The organism is Sphingobacterium rhinopitheci (assembly GCF_022627575.1).
In the GTDB taxonomy this organism is placed as follows: Bacteria; Bacteroidota; Bacteroidia; order Sphingobacteriales; family Sphingobacteriaceae; genus Sphingobacterium; species Sphingobacterium rhinopitheci.
In genome coordinates this window covers 384,995-409,224 of record NZ_JADEYQ010000003.1, presented here as the reverse complement: position 1 = coordinate 409,224, position 24,230 = coordinate 384,995, and the positions used below count along the sequence as shown (strand labels likewise).

At 34.9% G+C, this 24,230-nt stretch carries 20 protein-coding genes and 1 riboswitch; of the genes, 7 read left to right on the top strand and 13 right to left on the bottom strand.

Annotated features, from left to right (window positions below):
- Nucleotides 1-217: 217 nt before the first annotated feature.
- Entirely contained in the window at nucleotides 218-730 is a 513-nt protein-coding gene (locus tag IP023_RS06630; RefSeq protein WP_241789474.1) for a DinB family protein, read from the bottom strand.
- Nucleotides 711-1,934 (bottom strand): sensor histidine kinase, encoded by a 1,224-nt coding sequence (locus IP023_RS06625; RefSeq protein WP_241789473.1) that lies wholly within the window; start codon nucleotides 1,932-1,934, stop codon nucleotides 711-713. The genes IP023_RS06630 and IP023_RS06625 overlap by 20 nt, the downstream gene beginning before the upstream one ends.
- 116 nt (nucleotides 1,935-2,050) lie before the next feature.
- On the opposite strand from IP023_RS06625, the gene gltX reads away from it, so the two are divergent.
- Together gltX and IP023_RS06615 are read left to right on the top strand one after the other, a co-directional pair.
- Nucleotides 2,051-3,568: a glutamate--tRNA ligase gene (gltX, locus tag IP023_RS06620; protein WP_241789472.1), complete on the top strand. Its 1,518-nt coding sequence runs from the start codon at nucleotides 2,051-2,053 to the stop codon at nucleotides 3,566-3,568.
- Nucleotides 3,569-3,643: 75 nt separating this feature from the next.
- The gene (locus IP023_RS06615; protein WP_241789471.1) at nucleotides 3,644-4,492 is read left to right on the top strand and encodes a sugar phosphate isomerase/epimerase family protein; all 849 of its coding nucleotides are present in this window, start codon (nucleotides 3,644-3,646) and stop codon (nucleotides 4,490-4,492) included.
- Between the two features lie 62 nt (nucleotides 4,493-4,554).
- Here IP023_RS06615 and IP023_RS06610 read toward each other — a convergent pair whose 3' ends face one another.
- Together IP023_RS06610 and dapF are read right to left on the bottom strand one after the other, a co-directional pair.
- Nucleotides 4,555-7,437: a DEAD/DEAH box helicase gene (locus IP023_RS06610; RefSeq protein ID WP_241789470.1), complete on the bottom strand. Its 2,883-nt coding sequence runs from the start codon at nucleotides 7,435-7,437 to the stop codon at nucleotides 4,555-4,557.
- Between the two features lie 94 nt (nucleotides 7,438-7,531).
- Nucleotides 7,532-8,317, bottom strand: coding sequence for a diaminopimelate epimerase (gene dapF, locus IP023_RS06605; RefSeq protein WP_241789469.1), 786 nt, complete (start codon nucleotides 8,315-8,317; stop codon nucleotides 7,532-7,534).
- 208 nt (nucleotides 8,318-8,525) lie between these two features.
- On the opposite strand from dapF, the gene IP023_RS06600 reads away from it, so the two are divergent.
- The 5 genes from IP023_RS06600 (at nucleotide 8,526) to IP023_RS06580 (ending at nucleotide 12,484) form a co-directional block, all read left to right on the top strand.
- Nucleotides 8,526-10,079 carry a Do family serine endopeptidase gene (locus IP023_RS06600; RefSeq protein ID WP_241789468.1) on the top strand — a complete coding sequence of 518 codons (1,554 nt, stop codon included), beginning with the start codon at nucleotides 8,526-8,528 and terminating at the stop codon, nucleotides 10,077-10,079.
- Nucleotides 10,080-10,171: 92 nt separating this feature from the next.
- Complete coding sequence (locus tag IP023_RS06595; RefSeq protein WP_241789467.1) at nucleotides 10,172-10,609, top strand: low molecular weight protein-tyrosine-phosphatase; 438 nt, start codon at nucleotides 10,172-10,174, stop codon at nucleotides 10,607-10,609.
- 6 nt (nucleotides 10,610-10,615) lie between these two features.
- Nucleotides 10,616-10,963, top strand: coding sequence for a hypothetical protein (locus tag IP023_RS06590; protein WP_241789466.1), 348 nt, complete (start codon nucleotides 10,616-10,618; stop codon nucleotides 10,961-10,963).
- A gap of 13 nt (nucleotides 10,964-10,976) precedes the next feature.
- Nucleotides 10,977-11,723, top strand: a complete 747-nt coding sequence (locus IP023_RS06585; protein ID WP_241789465.1) for a peptidylprolyl isomerase — start codon at nucleotides 10,977-10,979, stop codon at nucleotides 11,721-11,723.
- On the top strand, nucleotides 11,720-12,484 hold the full coding sequence (locus IP023_RS06580; protein ID WP_241789464.1) for an exodeoxyribonuclease III: 765 nt from the start codon (nucleotides 11,720-11,722) through the stop codon (nucleotides 12,482-12,484). The genes IP023_RS06585 and IP023_RS06580 overlap by 4 nt, the downstream gene beginning before the upstream one ends.
- A 38-nt stretch (nucleotides 12,485-12,522) precedes the next feature.
- Here the strand turns inward: IP023_RS06580 and IP023_RS06575 are convergent, their stop codons facing one another.
- The 9 genes from IP023_RS06575 to IP023_RS06535 form a co-directional block, all read right to left on the bottom strand.
- Nucleotides 12,523-12,942: a 6-pyruvoyl trahydropterin synthase family protein gene (locus tag IP023_RS06575; RefSeq protein ID WP_241789463.1), complete on the bottom strand. Its 420-nt coding sequence runs from the start codon at nucleotides 12,940-12,942 to the stop codon at nucleotides 12,523-12,525.
- 15 nt (nucleotides 12,943-12,957) lie between these two features.
- Entirely contained in the window at nucleotides 12,958-14,124 is a 1,167-nt protein-coding gene (locus tag IP023_RS06570; protein ID WP_241789462.1) for an alpha-hydroxy acid oxidase, read from the bottom strand.
- A gap of 66 nt (nucleotides 14,125-14,190) precedes the next feature.
- Nucleotides 14,191-14,712, bottom strand: coding sequence for a DUF4833 domain-containing protein (locus tag IP023_RS06565; RefSeq protein ID WP_241789461.1), 522 nt, complete (start codon nucleotides 14,710-14,712; stop codon nucleotides 14,191-14,193).
- 156 nt (nucleotides 14,713-14,868) lie between these two features.
- A complete protein-coding gene (locus tag IP023_RS06560; protein ID WP_241789460.1) occupies nucleotides 14,869-15,057 on the bottom strand; it encodes a hypothetical protein in 189 nt (62 codons plus the stop codon).
- 223 nt (nucleotides 15,058-15,280) lie between these two features.
- On the bottom strand, nucleotides 15,281-17,596 hold the full coding sequence (gene metE / locus IP023_RS06555) for a 5-methyltetrahydropteroyltriglutamate--homocysteine S-methyltransferase (RefSeq protein ID WP_241789459.1): 2,316 nt from the start codon (nucleotides 17,594-17,596) through the stop codon (nucleotides 15,281-15,283).
- 70 nt (nucleotides 17,597-17,666) lie between these two features.
- Nucleotides 17,667-17,774, bottom strand: a riboswitch (SAM riboswitch).
- Nucleotides 17,775-18,890: 1,116 nt separating this feature from the next.
- On the bottom strand, nucleotides 18,891-19,577 hold the full coding sequence (locus IP023_RS06550; protein WP_241789458.1) for a response regulator transcription factor: 687 nt from the start codon (nucleotides 19,575-19,577) through the stop codon (nucleotides 18,891-18,893).
- Between the two features lie 32 nt (nucleotides 19,578-19,609).
- On the bottom strand, nucleotides 19,610-21,406 hold the full coding sequence (locus IP023_RS06545; protein WP_241789457.1) for a sensor histidine kinase: 1,797 nt from the start codon (nucleotides 21,404-21,406) through the stop codon (nucleotides 19,610-19,612).
- A 704-nt stretch (nucleotides 21,407-22,110) separates the two neighbouring features.
- Nucleotides 22,111-23,541, bottom strand: coding sequence for a pyruvate kinase (gene pyk, locus IP023_RS06540; RefSeq protein WP_241789456.1), 1,431 nt, complete (start codon nucleotides 23,539-23,541; stop codon nucleotides 22,111-22,113).
- A 108-nt stretch (nucleotides 23,542-23,649) separates the two neighbouring features.
- Nucleotides 23,650-24,207, bottom strand: a complete 558-nt coding sequence (locus IP023_RS06535) for an IPExxxVDY family protein (protein WP_241789455.1) — start codon at nucleotides 24,205-24,207, stop codon at nucleotides 23,650-23,652.
- Between the last annotated feature and the right edge of the window lie 23 nt (nucleotides 24,208-24,230).

Genomic DNA, 24,230 nt, shown 5'->3' with positions numbered 1-24,230 from the left:
CGTTTACGATTTAATTGAAAGTAACACGGCTAAGACAATAGCAAGTTCTACATATGATGTCATAAGAAGGCTTGACATGGTCAGTTCTACGTGTCGTGCAGTTTAGTGAGGTATCCTGTTTGATTGCTATCGCCTTATGTTTAAAAGCTTGGTCATATAGCAATCAAACATGCTATTTGTCTCTTCCAAGGTGTGTACTTTGTGCTATATCATTGGTCTACTCTTTTAAGTATCGCTCCTGTAAGATTATACGGTGATGATTTAGGTGCCCAGCTATAATATAAAATAGTGCACGTACGCTTATCAAGCGATCTGATGCCATTCCTTTTCTACTTAATTCAACCTCATTCAAAGAGTCGAAAAATAGTATATTGGATTTGCGGAGATGAATAAATTCTTGGGTTATACTTTCTAATGATCGTTCATTATGTCGGCCATTGGCCACAAATTCATCTTGCTCAAACGGTGATAGTGCCGTCATATCATTGCGTGCAAAGCGTAGGGCACGATATCCCATGATGCGTTCGGTATCTATGATATGGCACAATATCTCTTTTATAGTCCATTTCCCATCGGCATAAGTATAGCTTCCTTTTGTTTCGGGGATAGATTCTATAAATATTGGAAATGTTATTAATTGTGTTTCTAATTCTTCTCGTGCATCACCTATGATTGTTTCAATATAGGGCTCGAATATCGCTGGATATTCATCAGACTTGAGTGGGTTCATATTTCAAGTTACTTTTTAATACTAATCTAAATGTTGTGCCTGTACCAATTTCGGATTCTTTCACATATATTATTCCCTTGTGGTAGCTTACCATTCGTTTGGTAAGACTTAAGCCTAAACCCCATCCACGTTTACGTGTTGTAAATCCAGGTTGAAATACTTTATCAAAGTTATATCTAGGAATACCTTTCCCGGTATCACTAATGTCAATAAAAATCTCTTCTTTTGCAATGTTTTCTATAATGGTTACCGTAATCGTACCCTCTGTATCAATAGCGTTGACGGCATTTTTCAGCAGGTTCTCAATTATCCAATCAAATAGTTGTGTATTGATCATTGCTTCGACATGTTGATCCCCTTCAAGGACAAAAGTTATCTTATCACTTGTTCTTACTTTAAAATAATTTATGTAATCTTTTATTATTGCATAGATATTATGGTTACTTAATGATGGTAAAGATCCAATTTTTGAAAAGCGATCTGCAACAACTTCTAGTCTTTTGACATCCCTTTCCATTTCATTTATTGTGTTGTCATTTTCGGCTTCATACTTAAGTTTGATGAGCTCGATCCAGCCCATTAATGACGATATGGGTGTACCCAGTTGATGAGCTGCTTCTTTAGCCATGCCTACCCAGACTAGATTTTGCTCAGATTTGCGAATAGAATTAAATATAGTATATGCAATGATTAAAAATAGTGCTATAAGAGATAATTGGATATACGGAAAAACTCTCAATTGTCGTAAGGCATCGGATTCATGGTAATATACAATCCATTTTTCTTTGGAATCCAATTGTAGCGTTATAGGTTTATGTAGCCTTTGCATTATTTTTAACTCCTCTTGGAAATAAATGGGATCATATTTTAGCATAGGTGAATTAGTAGCTTCTGCTTTTATATTTGTCTTCGTACTGTCCAGATCGCGCCAAAAGATGATGTTATTTTTTTCATCTGTGATGATGGCTGGTAATGTCAAACTATCCCGTACTTCGTAGATGAAGCTTATAAATTGATCATCTACATCAGGCATAGTCATTATACTTCGTGTGCTCATTGCCCAGACCTGTGCTTTTGTTCTTTCTGATGCGGATAAGCTTTTTACTAAATAATTGGTATATAATAGCGAAGCTAGCCCTATCATAAGGGCGATTAGTAATAAAACTAATTTCCATGTTTGCTTATTGTATAGATATGGACTCATTATTTAAGTAATAGTACATTGCAAAATAAGGATTTTATTAAACAAATCTTCTACAAATAAGGACAATACTAAATTTGTATGACACGATATATAATAGAAAAGCGTAATTTTGTACTATGAGTTCGCAAAAGAAAGTTAGGGTGCGTTTCGCACCTAGTCCTACAGGAGGGCTACATTTAGGAGGTGTTCGTACGGCATTGTTTAATTATTTATTTGCTCGTCATCATGGGGGTGATTTTATTCTTAGAATAGAAGATACCGATCAAACACGATTTGTGCCCGGTGCAGAAGAATATATAAATGAATGTCTTGCTTGGTGTGGTATTTTGGCCGATGAAAGTCCCGAAAAACCCGGTGCCTTTGGCCCGTATCGTCAGAGTGAGCGTAAGCCTTCGTATCGTCAATTTGCCGAACAATTAGTGAAGGATGGTTATGCTTATTATGCATTTGATACAGCAGAAGAATTGGATGCACAACGCCAATTGCAACCAAACTTTAGATATTCACACGAAAACCGTTTAAGTTTACGTAATTCCTTGAGTTTGTCTGACGAACAAACAGCGGAGTTATTGGATGCTGGTACGCCTCATACAATCCGTATAAAAATGCCAGAAGAAGGAACTGTTTCTTTTGAGGATATGATACGTGGTAGAGTTACTTTTGAAACTAAATTGATAGACGATAAAGTTCTTTTGAAAGCAGACGGTATGCCTACTTATCACTTAGCCGTTGTTGTTGATGATCGTGCCATGGAAATATCTCATATTTTTAGAGGTGAAGAATGGTTACCATCAGCACCTGTTCATATTTTACTGTGGGAATATTTAGGCTGGGCCAATGAGATGCCTCAATGGGCACATTTACCGCTTATATTGAAACCTGACGGAAATGGTAAATTAAGTAAGCGTGATGGTGATCGTTTAGGATTCCCTGTTTATGCTATGAATTGGACCGACCCAAAAACAGGTGATTTAACAAAAGGTTTCCGAGAATTAGGATTCTTGCCTGAAGCATTTGTAAATATGTTAGGTGTATTAGGATGGAATGATGGTACGGAGAAAGAGATTTTTACCATTGACGAACTAATTGCAAAGTTTTCCGTAGATAGAATCAGCAAGAGTGGAGCAAAATTCGATTTTGAAAAAGCGAAGTGGTTTAATCACGAGTGGATTAAAAATATGGATAATGCTACATTAACACCAGCGATAAATTCTATTTTAATGGAAAATGGAATAATTAATGCCGACGCTTCTTTAGTTCAAAATGTATTATTAGTGGTAAAAGAAAGAATGACTTTTGTTTCTGATTTTTGGGCACAATCATCATTCTTCTTTCAAGCGCCACAGCAGATTGATGTTGACGCTGTAAAGCCCAAATGGACAGCAGAAAAAACTGCTTTCTTTGAACAAATAATTCAAGAGTTTGCAACAGTTGAACATTGGGATGCTCCAACATTAGAACCTTTCTTTAAAGAGAAGGTAGCGGCTTCGGGTATGAAAATTGGTGAACTAATGATGCCGTTTCGTATCATGTTAGTAGGAGGGAAGTTTGGCCCTGATGTATTTTTGATCGCCGCGTTGTTAGGCAAGCAAGAAGTTATTAAACGAATAACAAAGGCTTTACCTTTGTTTTAGAATATATAAAACCTTAAGATTTAATTCTTAAGGTTTTTTTCATATATTAGGTTTCTATTAATATAAACCTAATATATGAAAAAAATCAACCTCGTACTGCTATCTTTAGTACTCATTTTCGCTTGTTCTTCTTTCCAGTTGGGGACAAAAACTAATTATCCTGAAGAAAAATTAGGATGGAAATTAGGGTCTCAAGCCTATACATTTAGATTGTACTCTTTTGCGCAGGCATTAGATAAAATCGATAGTTGTGGATTACGCTATGTAGAGATTTTTCCCGGTCAAGTGATTGGAGATGGAAGTACAGAAAAGGTGGGTGCTCACCTTTCAAAAGAAGGTAGACAAAAAATGAAAAAGTTGGCTAAAGATAAAGGTATTACCATTCAAGCTTTTGGTGTGGTAGGAGCAAAGGATGCAGCAGAATGGGAGGAAGTATTTTTATTTGCTAAGGAGATGGGGGTTCAAGTGATTAATGTAGAACCTTCTGATGAGCATCTGGATATTGTATCTCAATTGTGTGATAAGTACAAGATTCATGCTGCATTGCACAATCATCCTACGCCTTCAAAATACTGGAATCCTGATGTTGTACTAGCTTCATTAGATGGACGTAGTCAATATATGGGTGCAGCAGCGGATGTGGGCCATTGGATGCGATCAGGCTTAGATCCTGTAGAATGTTTGAAAAAATTAGATGGTAGGATTCTTCACTTACATTTTAAGGATCTTAATGCTTTTGGCGAGAAGGGTGCACATGATGTACATTGGGGTACGGGCAAATTACCAATAGAAGAAGTTATTGTTGAATTGAAGCGTCAGAAATTCAAAGGTATGCTTTCTGCAGAATATGAATATAATTGGGCATCTAATAAAGATGATGTCAAGCAGAGCGCTGCTAATTTTAGAAAAATATTAAGTAAATAAAATAGTATATATAAAAGACTAATCTCTAAGGGTTAGTCTTTTATATATACTTTAAAAAAGGATTATCTTAATAATTCTTTTAGATCATCTTGTGAAAGGGATTTCACGAAGCTCTCTTCTGTCGTTACTAATGAAGTCGCTATTGATTTTTTCCTATTTTGTAGGGCTACAATTTTTTCCTCTACAGTATCTTTGGTAATGAATTTGTATATAAAGACATTACGTGTCTGCCCGATACGGTGACTCCTGTCAATTGCTTGCTGTTCAACAGCAGGATTCCACCAAGGGTCTAAAATAAAGACATAGTCAGCCTCTGTAAGGTTGAGGCCTACGCCACCAGCTTTTATAGAGATTAAGAATATCCGAACATCGTCGTTATTTTTGAAATAGTTCACGGCTTCTGCACGATCTTTGGTGCCTCCATCCAAATACGCAAAAGGGATATTTTTTCGCTCAAAATAAGATTTGAAAATTTCCAAGTGTTTTACAAACTGTGAGAATATCAATACTTTATTGCCCTCAGAAGATATTGATGATAACATCTCTATAACAGCGTCAAATTTACCTGAGCCATTTTTATAGTCTTCTTCTGTCATCTTGGGGTGATTAGCTAATTGACGAAGCTTTGTCAGTCCTTGCAGAAGGGCAATTTGTGTGTTTTTAGTTCCTTGTTGTACTGTTCCTTCTAATAGCGCATTGCGGTATTCAGATTTTGTAGATTCATATAATTCTCCTTGGCCTTCGGTCATCTCACAATAGATGATTTGCTCTGTTTTGGGCGGAAGCTCTGTTGCCACTTGATTTTTGGTACGTCTTAATATAAATGGCTTGATAATAGCTTGTAATCGTTTAGCAATATCTTCATCTTTCTTTTTCTCAATAGGTATTACAAATTCTTTTTGAAAGTATGAATAGTTTCCTAGTAAGCCGGGGTTTGTGAAATGCATCTGTGACCAAATATCGGATACAGAATTTTCAATAGGAGTACCACTTAATGCTAGTTTATGTCTACTCTTGAATAGCTTTATTGCTTTAAATGATTTTGAAGTAGGGTTTTTAATATTTTGACTCTCATCAAGTATAATATAATTAAAAAAGAATTTGCTTAATAACTCCTCATCACTTCGTGCTATACCATATGTGGTTATCACTAAGTCGAAATGTGAAAACGCAAAGGGGTCTTTAAAGCGATTGGATCCTGTGTGTAACAATATTCGTAATTGTGGCGCGAATTTTTGCGCTTCCTTGTGCCAGTTATAGACTAAGGATGTCGGTAATATTAGTAATGATGTTTTAGCGTGATCCGTACTTTTAGATTCTTCTTTTTGACGCTGTAATAAAGCTAATGTTTGTACTGTTTTCCCCAATCCCATATCATCAGCTAATACACCACCGAAATTAAATTCTTGTAAAAAGTGAAACCAATTGTACCCCGCTTGTTGATAGGGGCGCAATGCACCCTTAAATTCTTTCGGTTGTTCTATATTAGGGATTTCCTCAAAATTACTTAGGTTTTGAAGCTTTCTACTCATAGTCAATGCCGTATGCTCCGAAATCTCGTGTAATACGCCAATATGTGTCTTATGAAGATGTAAACTGTCTTTTTTTACAGCGAATTGGAAAAGATGCTCATATTGTGCAAACCATTCTTCGGGAATAATAGCTATTTCTCCATTAGGCAGCTTAAATTCCTGTATACGATTCAATATGTGATCTCGTAGTTGTATAAATGGAATTTTATACGGCCCAAAATTAGCAAAGGCCCTTACATCAAACCAGTCATTGTCTTCGACTACCTCAATGTCAAGGGTTGTCTTCCCGATAAAAAATTGTTTGTCACCAGTAGAATGCTTTATCTCAAACCCTTTTTCTGTTAATTGAGATTGATAATTATTGAGCCACTCAAATACATTAGGGAATGAATTGCTAGATGTTATGTAACTACCGAATAAAGCATCAAGTTTTTTTAATCCTAACTCCTCTAAGTAAATCTGTAGGTTTTCTTCCCAAATTGTGGAGCGTTTTATTCGTGTAAATGTATACAGATCTTCGTTAGCTTCATAAGCTAATTTTACTGATAATTTTTGCTCTCCACCTGCCACGAAATTATAATCTCCATAGCTAAAAGATAGTTGTAATTGTGACTCCCCATCCGGAATATAGTTCAGTGTTAGAATGGGGACAGCATTTTCTTTTATCGTTTTTATTTCGAAGCCTTCGGCGTAGACGTTATATTTCTCTATTAGGCCTGTTACAAAGGTCTCAAAGTATTTCTTCTCGGTGCTTTTAGCGACTGCGATATATCTTTTGTTTAAGAATGGCGTTAGTTTCTTGCCTTCTAATGGTTGGTCAAAATGATAAAGCATATGATCCATTAATAACCAAGCTTGGGTATTGATGATTACTTCTGCATCCTTAAACATAAATTCCATACGATGATCTTTATATTTCAATGTAGGGAAATACCTTGTTTCACTTTCATTTCTTCTAAAGTGAAATAATATCGAGGTCGGTTCTTGTGCTATATTTACTTTTTGTTCCGCTGGATAGCCATCCTTTTTATTCATTAGATATAATGGCTTTTCCTTGATGAGCGCTAATACCTTTACTAATTTTTGCTCTAGTTGTGGACGTATGATATCATATATCTTTGTGTCGAAGATTTTGCCGAAGAAATCTGCAGGTCGGATTGCTTTTTTATAGAATTTCTTGATGACATGTGTTTGTTCTATTTCATCTAAAAGCTTGATTATTTTATAATCCGTCTCGTCTAGGGCAGCACTATATTCCTCTACCGTATTGGTGAATACTCTTTTGTATGAAAGAGAGAGCGTTCCGTTATTATTGAGTTGCACAATATGGGGTTCAATAAGATATCCCAAATATGGGTGATGCCCTAAAGAGTATATTAATTTAAACGGAAGTCTACTATTTATCTGTTGCATTAAAAAATTGAAGTCATCTCAAAAAAGGTTTCTAAGATAACTTTATTATATGGCATTATAAAGTTAAATGAGGTATTTTGTAACAAAAATGATATTATTTGTGTGTTTCTCCCGAAAATACTAAATCTGCAGGTCCTTTTAAGTGTACATTGCGAAATGTATTTCCTTCTTTATCAAAAGAAATATACAATTGGCCTCCCATTACACGTATAGGCATTTCTATAACACCATTTAATTGTTCTTTTATTGCCATTGCCATCGCTGTAGCTGTTGCTCCAGTTCCGCACGCAAGTGTTTCGTCTTCTACTCCGCGTTCGAACGTACGTAGAAAGTAACCTATATTATCTTTTTCTACAAAATTCACATTTATACCATGCTCCCCATATGTATTGTTGTTTCTGATTGAACTACCACTATTGAATACATCATATGTTTGAAGGTTATTTACTTCTAATACATAGTGTGGAGATCCTGTATTAAGCACATATGCTTCTCCATCTTGATGAATGGTATCTACATCAATCATTCCTAAATTTACTTGATTGTCGTGTATCTCTGCGGAGTGTGGGCCATCTACTGCCAAAAAGTCAGTCTTGTGCTCAATGATTTTTAAGTCACGGGCAAAAGCAACGATACAGCGGCCTCCATTTCCACACATAGTACCTTCTCGACCATCTGCATTGAAGTATATCATTTCAAAATCGTAGTGATCGTTCTTTTGTAGAAGCATCAACCCGTCAGCGCCAATTCCAAATCTTCGGTCACATAATTTTTTGACTAATTCTTGATTGTTGCGGTCGAAATCATTGTTTCTGTTATCAATTAAAACGAAATCATTGCCCGCTCCTTGGTATTTAGAAAATTTTATATTTTTGTGCATCTTTACAGATAAATTAGATCAATTTTAATATTCTTGTTACAATAGTTTTAAGAGTGTTAAATGTTGTTAAAAACCTTTAAAACATTACTTTAATTAACAAATTTTAACTGACAAAGTATATGACAGTTACGTAGATGGTACTACATTTGACAGTATCACTTTGTAATTACATATATACAAAAATAAAGATTTTAAACAGCAATATAATATGAAAAAAATAGGAGTTACTTTACTAACTGCTGTCTTTGGAGGAGCAGTTGCAATTGGAGGGTACAAATTGTTTGAAAGCAAGCAGTTTGAAAAGATGACCCTAGAAGAACAGCAAGAAGTTTATTATGCTAAGAACGAAGCTGGAGAAATGATATCTTCTACTGGAAACCCAGATTTTACGCAAGCAGCAGCTGCGGTTTCTCCAGGGGTAGTACATATAAAAGTAACCATGACATCTCGTGGTTCGCAAAGAGGAGAAGGCTCTGGTTCTCCATTTGATATGTTTGAGGAGTTCTTTGGAATGCCGCAGCAGCAACAACGTCGTCAAGCGCAACCGCGTCAAGCACAAGCTTCTGGTTCGGGGGTTATATTAACACCTGATGGGTACATCGTGACCAACAATCACGTCGTAGAAAATGCAGATAAGATTGAGGTTCAATTGACAGATAAACGCTCTTTCGAAGCAAAAGTAATCGGTCGAGATCCAAATACAGATTTGGCTTTATTGAAAGTTAATGCTACTAACTTACCTATAGTTAAGATGGGGGATTCGGACAATGTGCAAATTGGTGAGTGGGTATTGGCTGTGGGTTATCCTTTGAGTTTACAATCTACGGTGACTGCAGGTATAGTAAGTGCCAAAGGACGTCAGATTGGTATATTGGGAGACTCACAACAACAGCAACAACGTGGATTTGGCAATGATGAGTTACCTATCAATACAGGTATTGAATCCTTTATTCAAACGGATGCTGTTATCAATAAAGGTAATAGTGGTGGTGCACTAGTGAATGCTAGAGGTGAGTTAATTGGTATCAACTCAGCTATCGCTTCTCCTACTGGTGTATATGCTGGATATGGCTTTGCGATTCCAATTAATCTAGCAAAGAAAATATTGGATGATTTTAAAGAATTTGGAAGTGTAAAGCGTGGCTTGATAGGTGTGACTTTCACAGAGATCAATGAAGCATTACGTAAAGATAAAGGTATTGAAGACATTAATGGTCTTTATGTACAAAGTACGGTAAAAGGTGGTGCAGCTGAAGCCGCAGGTATTAAAGCTGGTGATATAATCACAAAAATAGGAGATCGTACTATTACTAGTTCTTCTGATTTGCAAGAACGCGTAGCACGTCTACGTCCTGGTGACAAGGTGAAATTGGTCTATAAGAGAGATGGTAAAGAGAAAGAGGTAGTAGTAACATTAAAAGCAGAAGAGAATGTTAGATCTGGGCGTGGAGAAGATGGATCTAGTGCAAGTGCTACAGAGATCTTCAATAAATTAGGCGCTAGCTTTATTCCAGCAAGTGATACACGAAAAAAAGAATTAGGTGTGAATTCGGGAGTAGTAGTTACTCAAGTACATCGTGGCGGATTATTTGAATATGGTGGATTGGAAAAAGGATTAGTTATCACTGAAATTAATGGCATGTCTGTTAACAATGTTGATGATATAGAGCGTGCGCTAGGAAAAACACAAAGAGGAATGGTATTAGTTAAAACTGTACCTACGAGAGGTTCTATTTATCAATTTAGTATACCTATCAAATAATTAAAAAATAAATTATTATTATAGTAGCAATATGGCCTTCCTAAGAAGGCCATATTTTTTGTTTTTACATTTTAAATCATGACTTTTACGAAATGAGAATATTGATGGTATGTTTGGGTAATATCTGTAGGTCGCCTTTGGCGCATGGTATTATGCAATATGTAGTAGATAGTGATGGTTTGGATTGGCAAATAGATTCTGCTGGGACTGGTGATTGGCACGTTGGTCAAGCGCCAGATCATAGATCTATAGCGGTAGCTAAGCATCATGGTATAGATATATCAGGCCAAAGAGCACAGCACTTTACAGCGGAATTATTTGATCGTTATGATCGCATTTTTGTGATGGATAAGCAAAATTCTTTAGATGTATTGCGTTTGGCAAAGAATGATGAACAGCGAAGTAAAGTAGCATTATTTTTGCCAAATGATATTGTACCTGATCCTTATTATGATGACAATATGTTTGAACCTGTTTTTGATATGGTAAAAGAACGTTGTGATCAATTATTAATTGAATTAAAGAAATAGAAATATATGAAGGCTGCAGAGGTAAATAAAAAATGGGGAGAGCTGAGAGAGGTCATCGCAGCACAATTTGAAATGGAATTGCCTGACATGAAGGTGATACTGTTTCTGATAGGCGTTCAAGAATTAGGGCAAGGCCCAAAGACTTTCTCTAAACGTGAAAAAGAAGAATTGATGCATATTGCCACATGTCGCTTATTTTCGGCTATGGGATTTTATGAATTAGAAGGTGCTGATGAGGATGGTTGGCCACATTGGAAGCTGATAAAACCTGTTCCCAATTATACTTTGTTAGAACAAGAGTTGATTTTAAAGTCCTTGATAATTAATTATTTTGAGGAGTTGGAAGTTATTTAATAAAATAAATTAGATGAAAAAAATTCTTATAGTTGTTTTTTCTTTGTTTGTATTATTGGTTTCGGCGCAAAAGCCGCAACATTATTATGTAGAAATAAAAACCTCTAAAGGCAATATCCTTATTCAATTGTTGAATGAGACGCCGCAGCATCGTGATAATTTCAAAAAATTGATAGAAGATGGATTTTATGACTCTTTATTATTCCATCGTGTTATCCATAATTTCATGATTCAAACTGGTGATCCCAATTCTAGAAATGCGGCTGATGATGTGTTATTGGGTAATGGAGGACCTGATTATACTATTCCTGCCGAAATCAAAAAAGAGTTATTCCACGTGAAAGGTGCGCTTGGTGCTGCCCGCGATAATAACCCGGAAAAGGCATCTTCAGCCTCTCAATTTTATATCGTACAGGGACGTAAATTCTCTAACGCTGGATTAGACTCTTTAGAAACATTACGTATGAAGGGCGTGAAGTTTTCTGATGAACAACGTCAGGCATATACTACTATTGGGGGAACACCGCATTTGGATGGTAACTATACGGTATTTGGAAAGACCTTGAGCGGTTTGGAGGTGGTAGATAAAATTGCTGCTGTGCCTACCAATGCTAAAGATCGACCTTTAGTCAATGAAAGAATGGCTATTCGCCTATTGACAAAGCGAGAAGCCGAGAATATCGAGCGAGCAGAAAAGGGCTTGAAGCCTAAGAAGAGTTTATTTGGAGGAGGATCTAAATCGTATAAATTAGACAAATGAAAGTAGTAACATATAACGTAAATGGAATACGTGCCGCATTAAAAAAAGATTGGTTGGGATGGTTGAAAAATGTTAATCCTGATGTCGTTTGCTTACAAGAAATAAAAGCGTTACCTGATCAAGTGCCCGAAATTCAAATGTTGGAAGAAATGGGCTATCAACATTATTGGTATCCTGCACAGAAGAAGGGGTATAGTGGAACTGCTATTCTTTCTAAGATCACTCCTAAACATATAGAATATGGTTGCGGTTTTGAAGATTATGACTTTGAAGGACGTGTTATTCGGGTTGATTTTGAAGATGTATCGGTTATGAGCATATATTTTCCTTCTGGTACAACTGGAGGTATACGTCAGGATTTTAAATATCGTTTTTTAGATGATTTCTATCAATATGCTCATAAGCTTTTGGAAGAGGTTCCTAATCTATTGGTATGTGGTGATTTTAATATTTGTCATAGAGCTATAGATATCCACAATCCTAAATCAAATGCTAATACTTCAGGTTTCTTGCCAGCAGAAAGAGAATGGATGGAAAAATTTATAAATTCTGGATTTATAGATACCTTCCGATCTTTAAACCCAGATCCTCATCACTATACATGGTGGAGTTATAGAGCAGGTTCTAGAGCAAAGAATTTGGGCTGGCGTATAGATTATATTATGGCGAGTAAAGGCTTGGAAAGCCGTATAAAAAGGGCTACTATTCTACCAGATGCAGTACATTCAGATCACTGTCCGATGTTAGTTGAATTAGCCTAATGAACAGAAAAGGAGCTTTAAAAATTAAAGCTCCTTTTTTATAATTTGTAGGTTGCCGAACACTTTTGTGTTTCTTCGATCTTGCAACGTATTAAAGTAGTGTTTGTCCCTTGTAATTGTATTGGTGCTATCTGAGTAACCAGATGCTTTGCTATATTTTCCGCTGTTGGGTTGAAGGGTACAATAACGAGGCTATCTGCTGTTATTTTTGCTAAGTCACTTAACATGGGATCTTCTTCCCATATCAAAAACTTATGATCATAATTGTCTTCCAGCCACATACATAATTTTTCTTTGATTACGGAAAAATCAATAACACGGCCTATCTCATCCAAATTTTCACTACCGATTTCAAAATGTATCCTGTAATTGTGCCCATGAAGAAATCTGCATTTGCCTTCGTGACCTACTACGCGATGCCCGCAAGATATATCATGGTATCTTTCTGCTGTAATCATGGTGCAAATATACTGTTATTTTATCAATCGTTCTTGAAGCTGTTGTATATTGTCTACGGTAAGCTGTTGCATGATTTGGTACAACTGTGCTTTAAACATCGTTATCGTATGGTCGCCTCCTTCTGTGTCTAGTGCACCTACGCCGTACATAAATGGTCGTCCCATAAAATTGAAATCTGATCCTACGGCATATGCTCTTGCTAAATCTACACCCGAACGAATTCCTCCGTCCATCATGATTTTTAATTTGCTTGTATAATTAGGGTTAGAGGTCAATTTTTGTAAAGATACAATGGAAGATTCTCCAGCATCAATTTGTCGACCACCATGGTTAGAAACGATGACGCCATCTACACCGAGCTCGATTGCGGCTTGCATATCTTCTTCTGTCGCAATTCCTTTGAGTACCAATGGACCAGTCCAAATATCTCGGATAGCTTTAACTTTTTCCATATTTACTTTTCCTGTAAATGTTTTGTTCATGAATTGTCCCAGTTGGGATAGATCAAGACCTTTTTCCATATATGGTTTTAATGTAGCGAAGGAAGGGATTCCATGTTGTAAAGTTTTTATACCCCAAGTGGGACGTGTCATTGCCTGAAATATGTTTGAGATATTCATTTTGGGTGGCATAGATAAGCCACTTTTTATTTCTCTATACCGTAATCCAAAAGAGGGTACATCGACGAGTACGACTAAAACAGGACACTCTACAGCTTTTAGGCGATTCAATATGTCGTCACGTAATCTATCTTCTGTAGGATGGTATAGCTGAAACCATGCTTTACCTTCAGATACTTCTGCTATTCGTTCGATACTGCTGGTAGATACGGTACTCAATGTATAAGGGATATCATGTTTTGCTGCTGCCTTAGCGAGAATCTCAGGTGCATTAGGCCACATTAGTCCTTGCAAACCGATAGGTGAAATACCAAATGGAGCGCTATATTTATGACCAAATAGATCTACTGACATATCTATATCTTTGCCTACACGTAGGTATTGTGGTTTTAATAGAATATTATCAAAATCATTTTCATTGCGGTAAAGATTGAGTTCTTCATTACAACCTCCCTCAAGGTAGTCAAATGCAAATTTGGGGATTCTACTTTTAGCTTTTTTCTTAAGATCTGCTACCGAAGGGTAGCGACTATTATATTTGTATATTGGTTTAGTTGACATTGCTGTTGATTTTGCTCTAAAATAACACCAATAAATTAAAAATCTATCCTGAACTGTAATGTTTGTTTAAGGGATTAGTTTTTCCTGAATTTCTTTCCCGTTTTTGTCAATTCCAAAAAATGTAATATAGTCTACTTTTGTTTTTAAACCGCTAGTTCCTTTTTTTTGATGTATAAAAAGTCTTTTTAAGATCATAAACTTCCCATTTATTATAGTTTCTATATAGGCTTGTTTATTTTGATTAACTTTTAGTATCAATTGTTGATCTGGATAGGAAACTAGACGTATATCAAATATGTTGACCGCTATTTTTTTACTTTTTATTCCGTATGCATATCTCCGTTGAATAGATGACAAGGGTTCTATCTCCCCATTATTGTCAAATAATTGGCGTCTTGCTACGATAGGATTTTCGTCATCTAATATTCCTTTTGTGATGAAATTTGGTTGATATATAAATGTATTCTTGCCTCTATTATGTTGTATATAGAAGATTACATCTTTAGCCGTTGGTTTGGGGTATTCCTCTTGTGCTAGTGAATTTTGTATATTGAATAGAAATATAATTAATAAAAATAATGGCCTCATGATGATTCCGTTTATTGCTTGTTGTTTGCAATATTACCTATAATATTATTAATTGTCAGCTTGTATCGATTAATATTCGCACAGACATTTTATAGTTATCGGTAAGAAAACATAATGGATTTATAATGTTGGAAAACTGATTATTTCTCTATCTAATTAATTACCTCCATTTCGCCTTCCTCCATTCATGAATTTGGAAATTAACCATATAATTAAAGCAAAAACGATGATTACCATGATAATGCCTGCCCATACGCCTGCTTTGAAAATTGTACCTATCACTTCACAACTAGTAAGCAAAGAAATGAATGTCCCCATTAAAGTAATTAATCCTATCCTTTTCATAATTGATAATACTTTTTATGTAAGAACAATGAAGTAGCTAGGTTGTTTTAGCTTATTATCATTTAGTAAGTCCGGTAATGGTAATTAGAATTTATTAATGGCCCTAATGTTGAGGTATTTATATAATATTCTTTTTTCGCGCACACGAGATTCTTATAACCAAAAAACTCCCAAAGTCATTCGACAATGGGAGTTTTTTATTATTTAATATTACTAGATTCGATTATGCTTCTGCTCTTAATATTTTTGCAGCTTCAACCATTGCTTCTAACGCAGCTTTAGTTTCTGGCCAAGCACGAGTTTTCAAACCACAGTCAGGGTTTACCCATAATTGTGATGCTGGAACTACGTCTTTCGCTTTGCGTAATAAGTCTACCATCTCTTCTTTGCTAGGTACACGTGGTGAGTGAATGTCATATACACCAGGACCGATGTCATTAGGGTATTTGAAATCTGCAGCGAATGCATTTAACAATTTCATTTGAGAACGTGAAGTTTCAATTGTAATAACGTCAGCATCCATCGCAGCGATATCTTCTATTACATTATTGAACTCAGAGTAACACATATGTGTGTGTATTTGTGTATCGTCTTCTACATTAGATGATGATACGCGGAATGAACGTACTGCCCAATCTAAGTATGCTTGTTGATCTGCTTTACGTAATGGTAAACCTTCACGGATTGCTGGCTCATCGATTTGGATGATTTTGATGCCTGCCTTTTCTAACGCTTGTACCTCATCTAAGATGGCTAATGCAATTTGGTAAGTCGTAGTAGAACGTGGTTGATCATTACGTACAAATGACCATTGCAAGATCGTAACAGGACCTGTTAACATACCTTTCACCGGACGGTTTGTCAATGATTGTGCAAATGATGACCAACGTACAGTCATGTCTGCTGGACGGTATACATCGCCATAGATAACTGGAGGTTTTACACATCGAGAACCGTATGATTGCACCCATCCATATTGTGTGAATGCATATCCAGCTAACTGCTCGCCAAAGTATTCTACCATGTCATTACGTTCGAATTCGCCATGTACTAATACATCGATGTCTAATTCTTCTTGTAAACGAATGGTATTTTCAGTTTCTTCGGCGATAGCTTTGTCGTATTCCTCTTGTGTGATCACTCCTTTTTTCAAATCCGCTCTCCATTTACGAACGTCTTTAGTTTGAGGGAATGATCCAATGGTTGTAGTAGCAAACGATGGCAGGTTGAATTTCGCTTGTTGTGCTGCTTTACGCGCCGCGAATGGAGATGTACGTTTAGCATCTTCATCCGTGATGTTAGCAACACGGCTTTTCACTTCTGGTTTATGGATCAGAGGAGATGTACGACGGCTTTCTGCAGCCGCTTTATTATTTTCAAAACGTGTAGCTGTAGCAGCATCTACTTCACCGTCCGCAAGGATAGCTAAGTCTTTTACTTCAGCTAACTTTTGTTTAGCAAATGCTAACCAATTTTTAACTTCTGCAGGTAATGTTTTTTCATTTTTCTCACTATCCAAATCGAATGGAACGTGTAATAATGAAGATGATGTACCTACCCAAACTCTGTCTTTGCCTAATGCTTCAACAGCTTGGTTGATTTTCGCTAATGATTTTTCGTAATCATTTTTCCAAATGTTACGTCCTTCAACAACACCTAATGATAGTGTTAATGAAGCAGGAACTTTTGCTAAAACAGTGTCTAATTGATTTTCACCACGGACTAAATCTAAATGTAAAGCATGTACAGGTAAGCTTAATGCTAATTCTTCGTTGTCCTTTAAAGCTTCGAAGTATGTAGTAGCGATCAATTTACTGTCACCAGCAGCTGCATTTAATTTAGCAAATACTGTTTTGTAAAGCTCTTTTGTTTTAGCATCAATATCCAAAGCTAAATAGGGCTCATCGATTTGAATATATTTAGCACCTGCAGCAGCAAGTTTAGAAATGATTTCTTCGTAAACCGGTAAAAGGTTTTCGATTAAGTCAATACGGTTGAATCCTTCTTCTTTTTCTTTACCGATCAATAAGTAAGTAATTGGGCCGATTATAACGGGTTTTGTTTCATAACCTGCAGCTTTTGCTTCGTTAAATTCGTTTAAGAATTTTTGCGATGTTAATTTGAAAGTTTGGCCCTTCGTAAACTCAGGTACCATATAGTGATAGTTCGTATCGAACCATTTTGTCATTTCTGAAGCCGTAACGTCGATGTCGTCCGCTTGGAAACCACGCGCCATAGCGAAGTATAAATCTAAGCTATAGTTGTCGTCGATTTTATTTAATAGGGAGTTGTAACGAGCTGGAATAGCACCTACTGTTAAAGAAAGGTCTAATACTTGATCATAGAAAGAAAAATCATTTGAAGGAATTAAATCGATGCCAGCATCTTTTTGTGTTTTCCAGTTTGCTTCACGTATTTCTTTCGCAGCTTTTAATAATTCTTCCGCAGAAATCTTCTTAGCCCAATAAGCTTCATTAGCTTTCTTCAATTCGCGGAATGGTCCCACTCTTGGGTAACCTAGATTGTTCGTTAGTAACATATCAATGTTTTCTTTATTTTATACTAATAAAATTATTGCTAAGAGAAGGCTCACTTGGTCTAGTGAATCTGGCTTATCTTTCCCAAATATATGTTTTTGAGTAGAATGCAGCACCTTGTCAAGGGACAGGTTGCTAAGGCTTCATCGGGTCTATTCCCTCTGCCTTTCTCTATAAGCGATGGCTAAGGTATTTACTTTTATTTTATTAAACAAATTTTTAACAATATTATTATTGCACTTTTTTACTAAATGTTGATTTGTAGCTGTTTATTGTTTATTTTGTAATTATTAATAATATTTGGTGTTAGTTTTTTAATATAAATTGAATATTGTTGATTTTTTTGTATTTGTAACACGAGTAGTTTTTAATTTTCGGTTTTTTTAAAAATGTTATATTTTGGTATTCATTACCATTCAGCTATTAATTTTAACTATTTATCGTTAAACGAGTTGTGGGCATTATTCGTTTTCTTCTTTATTATACTAAAAATTGTGAATAATGCTTTTGCTGAAAAAAAAATGACAGTTTGTGATAAAAATTTACAAAAATAATTTACTTGATAATCAAGGTGTTAATTTTTTTTTGTTTTTTTTGTAGCGATTTGTCTACATTATTTTTCTTTTAAATTTAAATTTGCATCTGTTAAAAATTGTGAAATTGATTATTTACTGATTTTTAGTTGTTGTATAACATCTAAACTAAGCTATTAATTTTATTTAAATAGATTTTTGATATTGTGTTGTTTTGTGAAGGCTGGTAATAAATTATCAGTAGTTATGTGTTAATACTATTAGCTAATGCAGAATCGACTAGGAGATAGATAATAAAAATTGTTTTTGTTGACGACGAGTTTTTTTCGTTTAAAAGTTAATTGAAAACGTTATATAAGAGTTTCAAATGGTAAATGTTTGGGTTGAGTAGAGGTACTCAGCCCTTTTTTATGTGGTTTATTTTTCGATTTTGGTAGTGGGTGAACATAAGAATATCATATATTCTTATGTTTGATATATTTATTTTTTGGTACAATATATGATCGTTTATTCGAAGTTGGAGCTGTTTAATTAAGTAAAGAGCAAGTTTGATTGCTGAATTTAGTGAATTCACTCTAACCTAAATATACTTAATTGTAAGATGGTCTCATTGTTGAATTTTCTTTCGTAAAAATTCTGATTAGCTAATAAAATATTTTTAATAAATCTTTTGATTCATTTGATGTTAGGCTCTTGGTAAAGAATACAAAAAGAGGGTTTAGCATAATAAAGTCCCTCTTTTTGTAGTTTTTTTATATTTCTATTAGCTCACTAACAGCTTATATCCTTTGCCATGGACATTCACAATTTCTACATTAGAATCTTCTTTTAGGTATTTTCTTAATTTACTTAAGAATACATCCATACTTCGACCTGTGAAGTAATTGTCATCATGCCATATCTTAACTAAGGCCTCTTCACGTGTCAATACATCATTTTTCTTTAAACAAAGTAAACGCAGTAATTCTGCTTCTTTAGTAGAAAGCTTTTGTTGTTTTCCTTTAAAGGTGATTATCTGACTCGTATAGTCAAAGAAATAGTCTCCTATTTCAAATTTATCGGAGACATCCTCATCTTTCTCTTTCGATACACGTTTTAATAAAGCATTTATACGGAGCAATAATTCTTCAACACGAAATGGTTTGGTGATATAATCGTCGCCTCCTAGTTCAAAGGCACGTGTTTTATCCTCCATCATACTTTTTGCAGTAGCAAATATCACTGGAATAGTTTCGTTGATTTTACGTATTTCTTTACCGACAGCAAATCCATCCTTTTTGGGCATCATTACATCTAGAATACATAAATCATATTTTTCTTTCTTAAACTGTTCAATAGCTTCATCACCATCTTGACACAATGATACATCGTATTTACCCTTTAATTCTAGATAATCTTTTAATAGCTCTCCTAAATTAGGATCATCCTCCGCTAGTAATATTTTTTGCATAGTTGTTACTGTCTTAATTTTTTAGATCAATTTTATTTATCTAATGGTAAAGTTACTTCAAAAGTTGTGCCCTTATCTTTTTCACTTTTCACTTGAATTTTGCCATTTAGCCTTTTTATAATATCGCTAACATAGCTTAAGCCCAATCCAAAGCCTTTGACATTGTGCACATTACCTGTCGGGATTCTATAGAATTGATCAAATATCTTATTTTGTTGCTCTTTATTCATACCCATCCCTTTATCGGATACACAGATTATAATGTTATCCTTATTGTTAAAGGTTTTAACGGTTATCTCTGGTTTGTCGGGACTGTATTTAATAGCGTTATCTACTAAATTAAACAATACATTAGAAAGATGCAATTCATCGCCGATTACAATATCGTTGGTCGCCTTTAATTCTTTTTGTAAACTTCCTCCAGCTTTTTGCAATTGCAGATTCATGCTATCTAATACGTCTTCTGCTAACTCATTAATTCTAACTTGAACATGTTCTATTTTTGGATTTTCCTTTTCTAGTTTTGCAATGTTCAAAACACGTTCTATATGGTTGCCTAATCGAACATTCTCATCGTATATTATGTTTGCGAGTTTACTTACTCTTTTTTCGTTATTCGCAATTTCAGGGTCTTTTAGTGATTCACTAGCAATCATGATAGTTGCAACAGGAGTTTTGAACTCATGAGTCATGTTATTGATGAAGTCATTTTTTATTTCTGATATTTTCTTTTGTTTGAAAATAATAGATAGTGTGTACGCAAAACAGCCTATTAATAGTGCGAAAAGCGCTATGGTAGGGAGTATTAGGTAACTCATATTGTCAACGATTACTTCTTTTTTATTGGGAAAATAGATGGACAAGCGTCCTGTTGGTGTACCCAAATCTCCTTTGAATAACGCTGTTGTATAGCGTGTAAATTTTGTATGTGAATTCGAGGAATCTGCGCCTGCCGTTTGAAAAATTAATTTGTGACGGTCTCTTATCTCAATATTAAACGGTGAATATATATCGCGTGATTCCAATTCATTTGTTAACAATGTACGTACTACGCTTTTATTAATACGACTTATAAGTGGTCTATTAGATAATTGAATACTTAATGCTACATCTTCAACGACTCCGGATTTTTTGCCACTTATAGCTGCTATCGTATCGTATACATTTTTTGCATTGCGTAAAAAGTCCTTATTTAAAATATTTAATTTATCTCTTAATTCAATTAATTTTAGCGTGATTTTTTCATTGGAGCGAGGTGGTAATGTAGCCACTTGATATTCCCGAATAACACCTGAATTGATATCTATGTCCGAAACAATATAGCGTACAGAGTCATCTTTGGATGGTAGTAAAGTTAATTCTTTTGTTGCAGTTATATCCACAAACCAATCTATCATTGATGAGTTTGGTACAGGTTGAGCTACTAATTTTATGTCAATATATTTTCGGTTTTGTTTTTTCTTGTAATATGTTTCATAAAAAGAATTTGAGATTGCTGTGGCATTGGGAAATATTGATTTTAAACTTTCCTCCGCTTCCTTAAATTTCTGAATAGATTCAATCTGCTCAATGCTTAATAGTTCTATTTGGCGCTGGATTTTTAGTTGCTCAGCTAGTTTTTTTTGCTTGTCTTGTTCGGCCTCATATTTGAGCCTATTTGTATTGCCTTGGATTCGAGCGTAATTTATAACTTCACTTTTTTCGATTTCGGAAGCTACCTTTGCCAATGATGTATTGACAGCCTCATCAAATAAAGCAGATTTTTGGCGGTATGTTTCTCGGATAAAATAATATTGCATAGCAACAACACCCAATAGTGCTATTGACATTAACCAGATTATTAGGACTATGCTTTTCTTTTTCATTTGTTACAAAAATAATAATGTATGATGCCTTCAATTTTCTTTTAACACAATTTAACAGCATGGCCTTTAATGTGTTTGTTAATAAAAATTAATATAATTATTATTAAAAATGATTATAGCATGAAATATGTAGGGTTAGATACAATCTTCTTAGGTATTTGTACTATCGCTAATGCTCAAGATAACAAAAAAATAGGAACATCTGATTCTACTGTCTTTTTCAATGAATAGGGATAGGATACAGTGTTTGTTTAAAATAGTAAATCAGTCTATATACCAATTGACCTGTGCTTTTAGGGTCGATTGAATAAAGAAGATACATGTCTTGTTAACGTTTCATAAAGGATATTAGCTCCGATGCTGGGCAATCTAGTAGGGAATGTAGCTAGAGCAACAAATAGTTTTATGGGACAAAATAAGCTCACAAAGCGTGAAGCTGATTCTACCTCATTAACTGTTACGTATATCCATACCTGCGGGACTATTTGAGTAGGAGTGACCCAGTGCCTATGCCGTGGACGGAAAGATTAGGCAATAGATATTTTCTAGATTCCAGAAGGCATACAGTATGGTGAAATAATTATAAATAGATTCTTTTTGGGATACAAAAAAAGGAGATTATAAATTTTATAACCTCCTTATTTATGATTACGATATGAATCGTTTAATTATTTTACTTCAGATACGCGAATAGTATTCGTTTTACCTTTTTGGTGTAATGGAGTAGAAGCCGTGTTGATTACGATTTCTCCTGGTTCTACCAAGTGAAGTTCTTTTAATAAGTCATTTACATCCTGAATAGTACCATCTGTACTTTCGTATTTTTTGTAAATAAATGTACTTACACCCCATACTAAGCTCAATTGTCTTAATAAGTTTTTGTGCCCTGTAAATACGTAGATATTTGCATTTGGTCTGTAACTGGAGATTTCAAAAGCAGTGTAGCCTGAAGCTGTCATAACAGCGATCGCTGAAGCATTTGTTTTCTCTGCTAAGAAGATAGATGATCCACAGATAGCATCAGGAATAATTGTGCTATTTGGTGATGTACTAGATTTTAAGCTGTAATATGGATAAGATGTAGATTCTACATGTGTAATAATCTTTGCCATTGTTTCGATAACGATTTCAGGGAATTCACCTACTGAAGTCTCGCCACTTAACATCACAGCATCTGCTCCGTCTAATACAGAGTTAGCAACATCATTTACCTCGGCACGTGTTGGGCGTGGTGTAGTAATCATACTTTCCAACATTTGCGTCGCGATAATAACAGGCTTCGATAAATCACGACATTTTTGAACGATGATTTTCTGTAATCCCGGTACTACTTCCATTGGCATCTCGACACCCAAGTCTCCACGAGCAACCATTATAGCGTCTGTAGCTTCGATGATCGCATCAATGTTGTCAATAGCTTCTGGTTTTTCAATTTTTGCAATTACTTTAGCATGACTACCTTTAGCAGCAATGATTTTCTTACATTGAACGATATCTTCTGCTGAACGTACAAATGACATTGCGATCCAGTCAGCACCATGATCTAAAGCGAAGTTTAAGTTGTCTAAATCTTCTTCTGTTAGGGATGGGATAGAAACTTTAGTATTTGGTAAGTTTACACCTTTACGTGATGTTAAAACGCCTCCGTGAACAACCTCACACATTACAGTATCTTTCTGATTTGTAGAGATTACACGTAACTGTAATTTACCATCATCTAATAAGATAATTTCATTTTCATTTACATCATTAGGGAAGTTATCATACGTAATGTAAATTCTTTTCTCATCACCGATAAGTTCTTCTGTTGTGATTTCCACAGTAGACCCATTAACTAAAATAGCACCTCCTTCTTTCATTTTTCCAATACGAATTTTTGGACCTTGTAAATCGGCCAAAATACCGACATTGAAAGGATGTTCAGCGTTAATTTCGTTAATGGTATTGATTACTTTTAAGTGGTCTTCTTGGCTTCCGTGCGAAAAGTTAAGTCTACAAATGTCGACACCTTTTGCAATCATTTGTGTTAACACTTCTTTTTTAGCAGACGCAGGACCTAATGTTGCTACTATTTTAGTTTTTTTTTGAATCTTTTTCATTTGATGTCAATATAATTTTAACTGTCTACGACTTAATTTCTAATTCGTTTGACAAATTTTAGGTTTTATTATTTCTAGTGTATAATGTACACTCTTGGTAATAAGTTGCTAAAATATTAGATTTTCTTTAGATTTCAATAGAGTAGGGTCAATTTCTTTTACCAACATAATTTTGTCAATAGCTTTTAGGTTGTGTATTAGGTTGTTCAAATCCTCCATATCTATGTAGTGTTTTATTATCATGAAGTAATCAAAATTCACTGCCTCAGGTATTAGCACACCATTTTCTTGACTTTTATTATTTATAATATAATACTCAAAATTGAACTGTTCGCAACAATATCGATACATTTGAAAATGATGTTTATTGTCTGATTTCATTTTACCCTTTGTATCATAAACAATGTGAAAGTCTAATTCTTCGGCAGTCTTGTTTTTTAAATTGCCATTATGATCTATCGGTGACTCCTTACCATAGATAAAATTTAAGCCTGTATATTTATTGATAAAATGGCAAAGTCTATAATCTCGTAGTGATGAACTTATCCCAATCAGGTTAAAGTCTAATTCTCCGTCGACGTCAATATCTAATTTGAAAGTTATCTTGTTCAATTTTTTAAGGTATTGATAATGCTCAAAATTACAACATTTTCTGTTTAACTTCATGGCTAATTTTATAGGCCATTTTT

What these genes read in the sequence shown, in the direction of transcription:
- IP023_RS06630 (WP_241789474.1), bottom strand. Translation starts at nt 730, where the DNA reads ATGAACCCACTCAAGTCTGATGAATATCCAGCGATATTCGAGCCCTAT.
- IP023_RS06625 (WP_241789473.1), bottom strand. Translation starts at nt 1,934, where the DNA reads ATGAGTCCATATCTATACAATAAGCAAACATGGAAATTAGTTTTATTA.
- gltX (WP_241789472.1), top strand. Translation starts at nt 2,051, where the DNA reads ATGAGTTCGCAAAAGAAAGTTAGGGTGCGTTTCGCACCTAGTCCTACA.
- IP023_RS06615 (WP_241789471.1), top strand. Translation starts at nt 3,644, where the DNA reads ATGAAAAAAATCAACCTCGTACTGCTATCTTTAGTACTCATTTTCGCT.
- IP023_RS06610 (WP_241789470.1), bottom strand. Translation starts at nt 7,437, where the DNA reads ATGCAACAGATAAATAGTAGACTTCCGTTTAAATTAATATACTCTTTA.
- dapF (WP_241789469.1), bottom strand. Translation starts at nt 8,317, where the DNA reads ATGCACAAAAATATAAAATTTTCTAAATACCAAGGAGCGGGCAATGAT.
- IP023_RS06600 (WP_241789468.1), top strand. Translation starts at nt 8,526, where the DNA reads ATGAAAAAAATAGGAGTTACTTTACTAACTGCTGTCTTTGGAGGAGCA.
- IP023_RS06595 (WP_241789467.1), top strand. Translation starts at nt 10,172, where the DNA reads ATGAGAATATTGATGGTATGTTTGGGTAATATCTGTAGGTCGCCTTTG.
- IP023_RS06590 (WP_241789466.1), top strand. Translation starts at nt 10,616, where the DNA reads ATGAAGGCTGCAGAGGTAAATAAAAAATGGGGAGAGCTGAGAGAGGTC.
- IP023_RS06585 (WP_241789465.1), top strand. Translation starts at nt 10,977, where the DNA reads ATGAAAAAAATTCTTATAGTTGTTTTTTCTTTGTTTGTATTATTGGTT.
- IP023_RS06580 (WP_241789464.1), top strand. Translation starts at nt 11,720, where the DNA reads ATGAAAGTAGTAACATATAACGTAAATGGAATACGTGCCGCATTAAAA.
- IP023_RS06575 (WP_241789463.1), bottom strand. Translation starts at nt 12,942, where the DNA reads ATGATTACAGCAGAAAGATACCATGATATATCTTGCGGGCATCGCGTA.
- IP023_RS06570 (WP_241789462.1), bottom strand. Translation starts at nt 14,124, where the DNA reads ATGTCAACTAAACCAATATACAAATATAATAGTCGCTACCCTTCGGTA.
- IP023_RS06565 (WP_241789461.1), bottom strand. Translation starts at nt 14,712, where the DNA reads ATGAGGCCATTATTTTTATTAATTATATTTCTATTCAATATACAAAAT.
- IP023_RS06560 (WP_241789460.1), bottom strand. Translation starts at nt 15,057, where the DNA reads ATGAAAAGGATAGGATTAATTACTTTAATGGGGACATTCATTTCTTTG.
- metE (WP_241789459.1), bottom strand. Translation starts at nt 17,596, where the DNA reads ATGTTACTAACGAACAATCTAGGTTACCCAAGAGTGGGACCATTCCGC.
- IP023_RS06550 (WP_241789458.1), bottom strand. Translation starts at nt 19,577, where the DNA reads ATGCAAAAAATATTACTAGCGGAGGATGATCCTAATTTAGGAGAGCTA.
- IP023_RS06545 (WP_241789457.1), bottom strand. Translation starts at nt 21,406, where the DNA reads ATGTCAATAGCACTATTGGGTGTTGTTGCTATGCAATATTATTTTATC.
- pyk (WP_241789456.1), bottom strand. Translation starts at nt 23,541, where the DNA reads ATGAAAAAGATTCAAAAAAAAACTAAAATAGTAGCAACATTAGGTCCT.
- IP023_RS06535 (WP_241789455.1), bottom strand. Translation starts at nt 24,207, where the DNA reads ATGAAGTTAAACAGAAAATGTTGTAATTTTGAGCATTATCAATACCTT.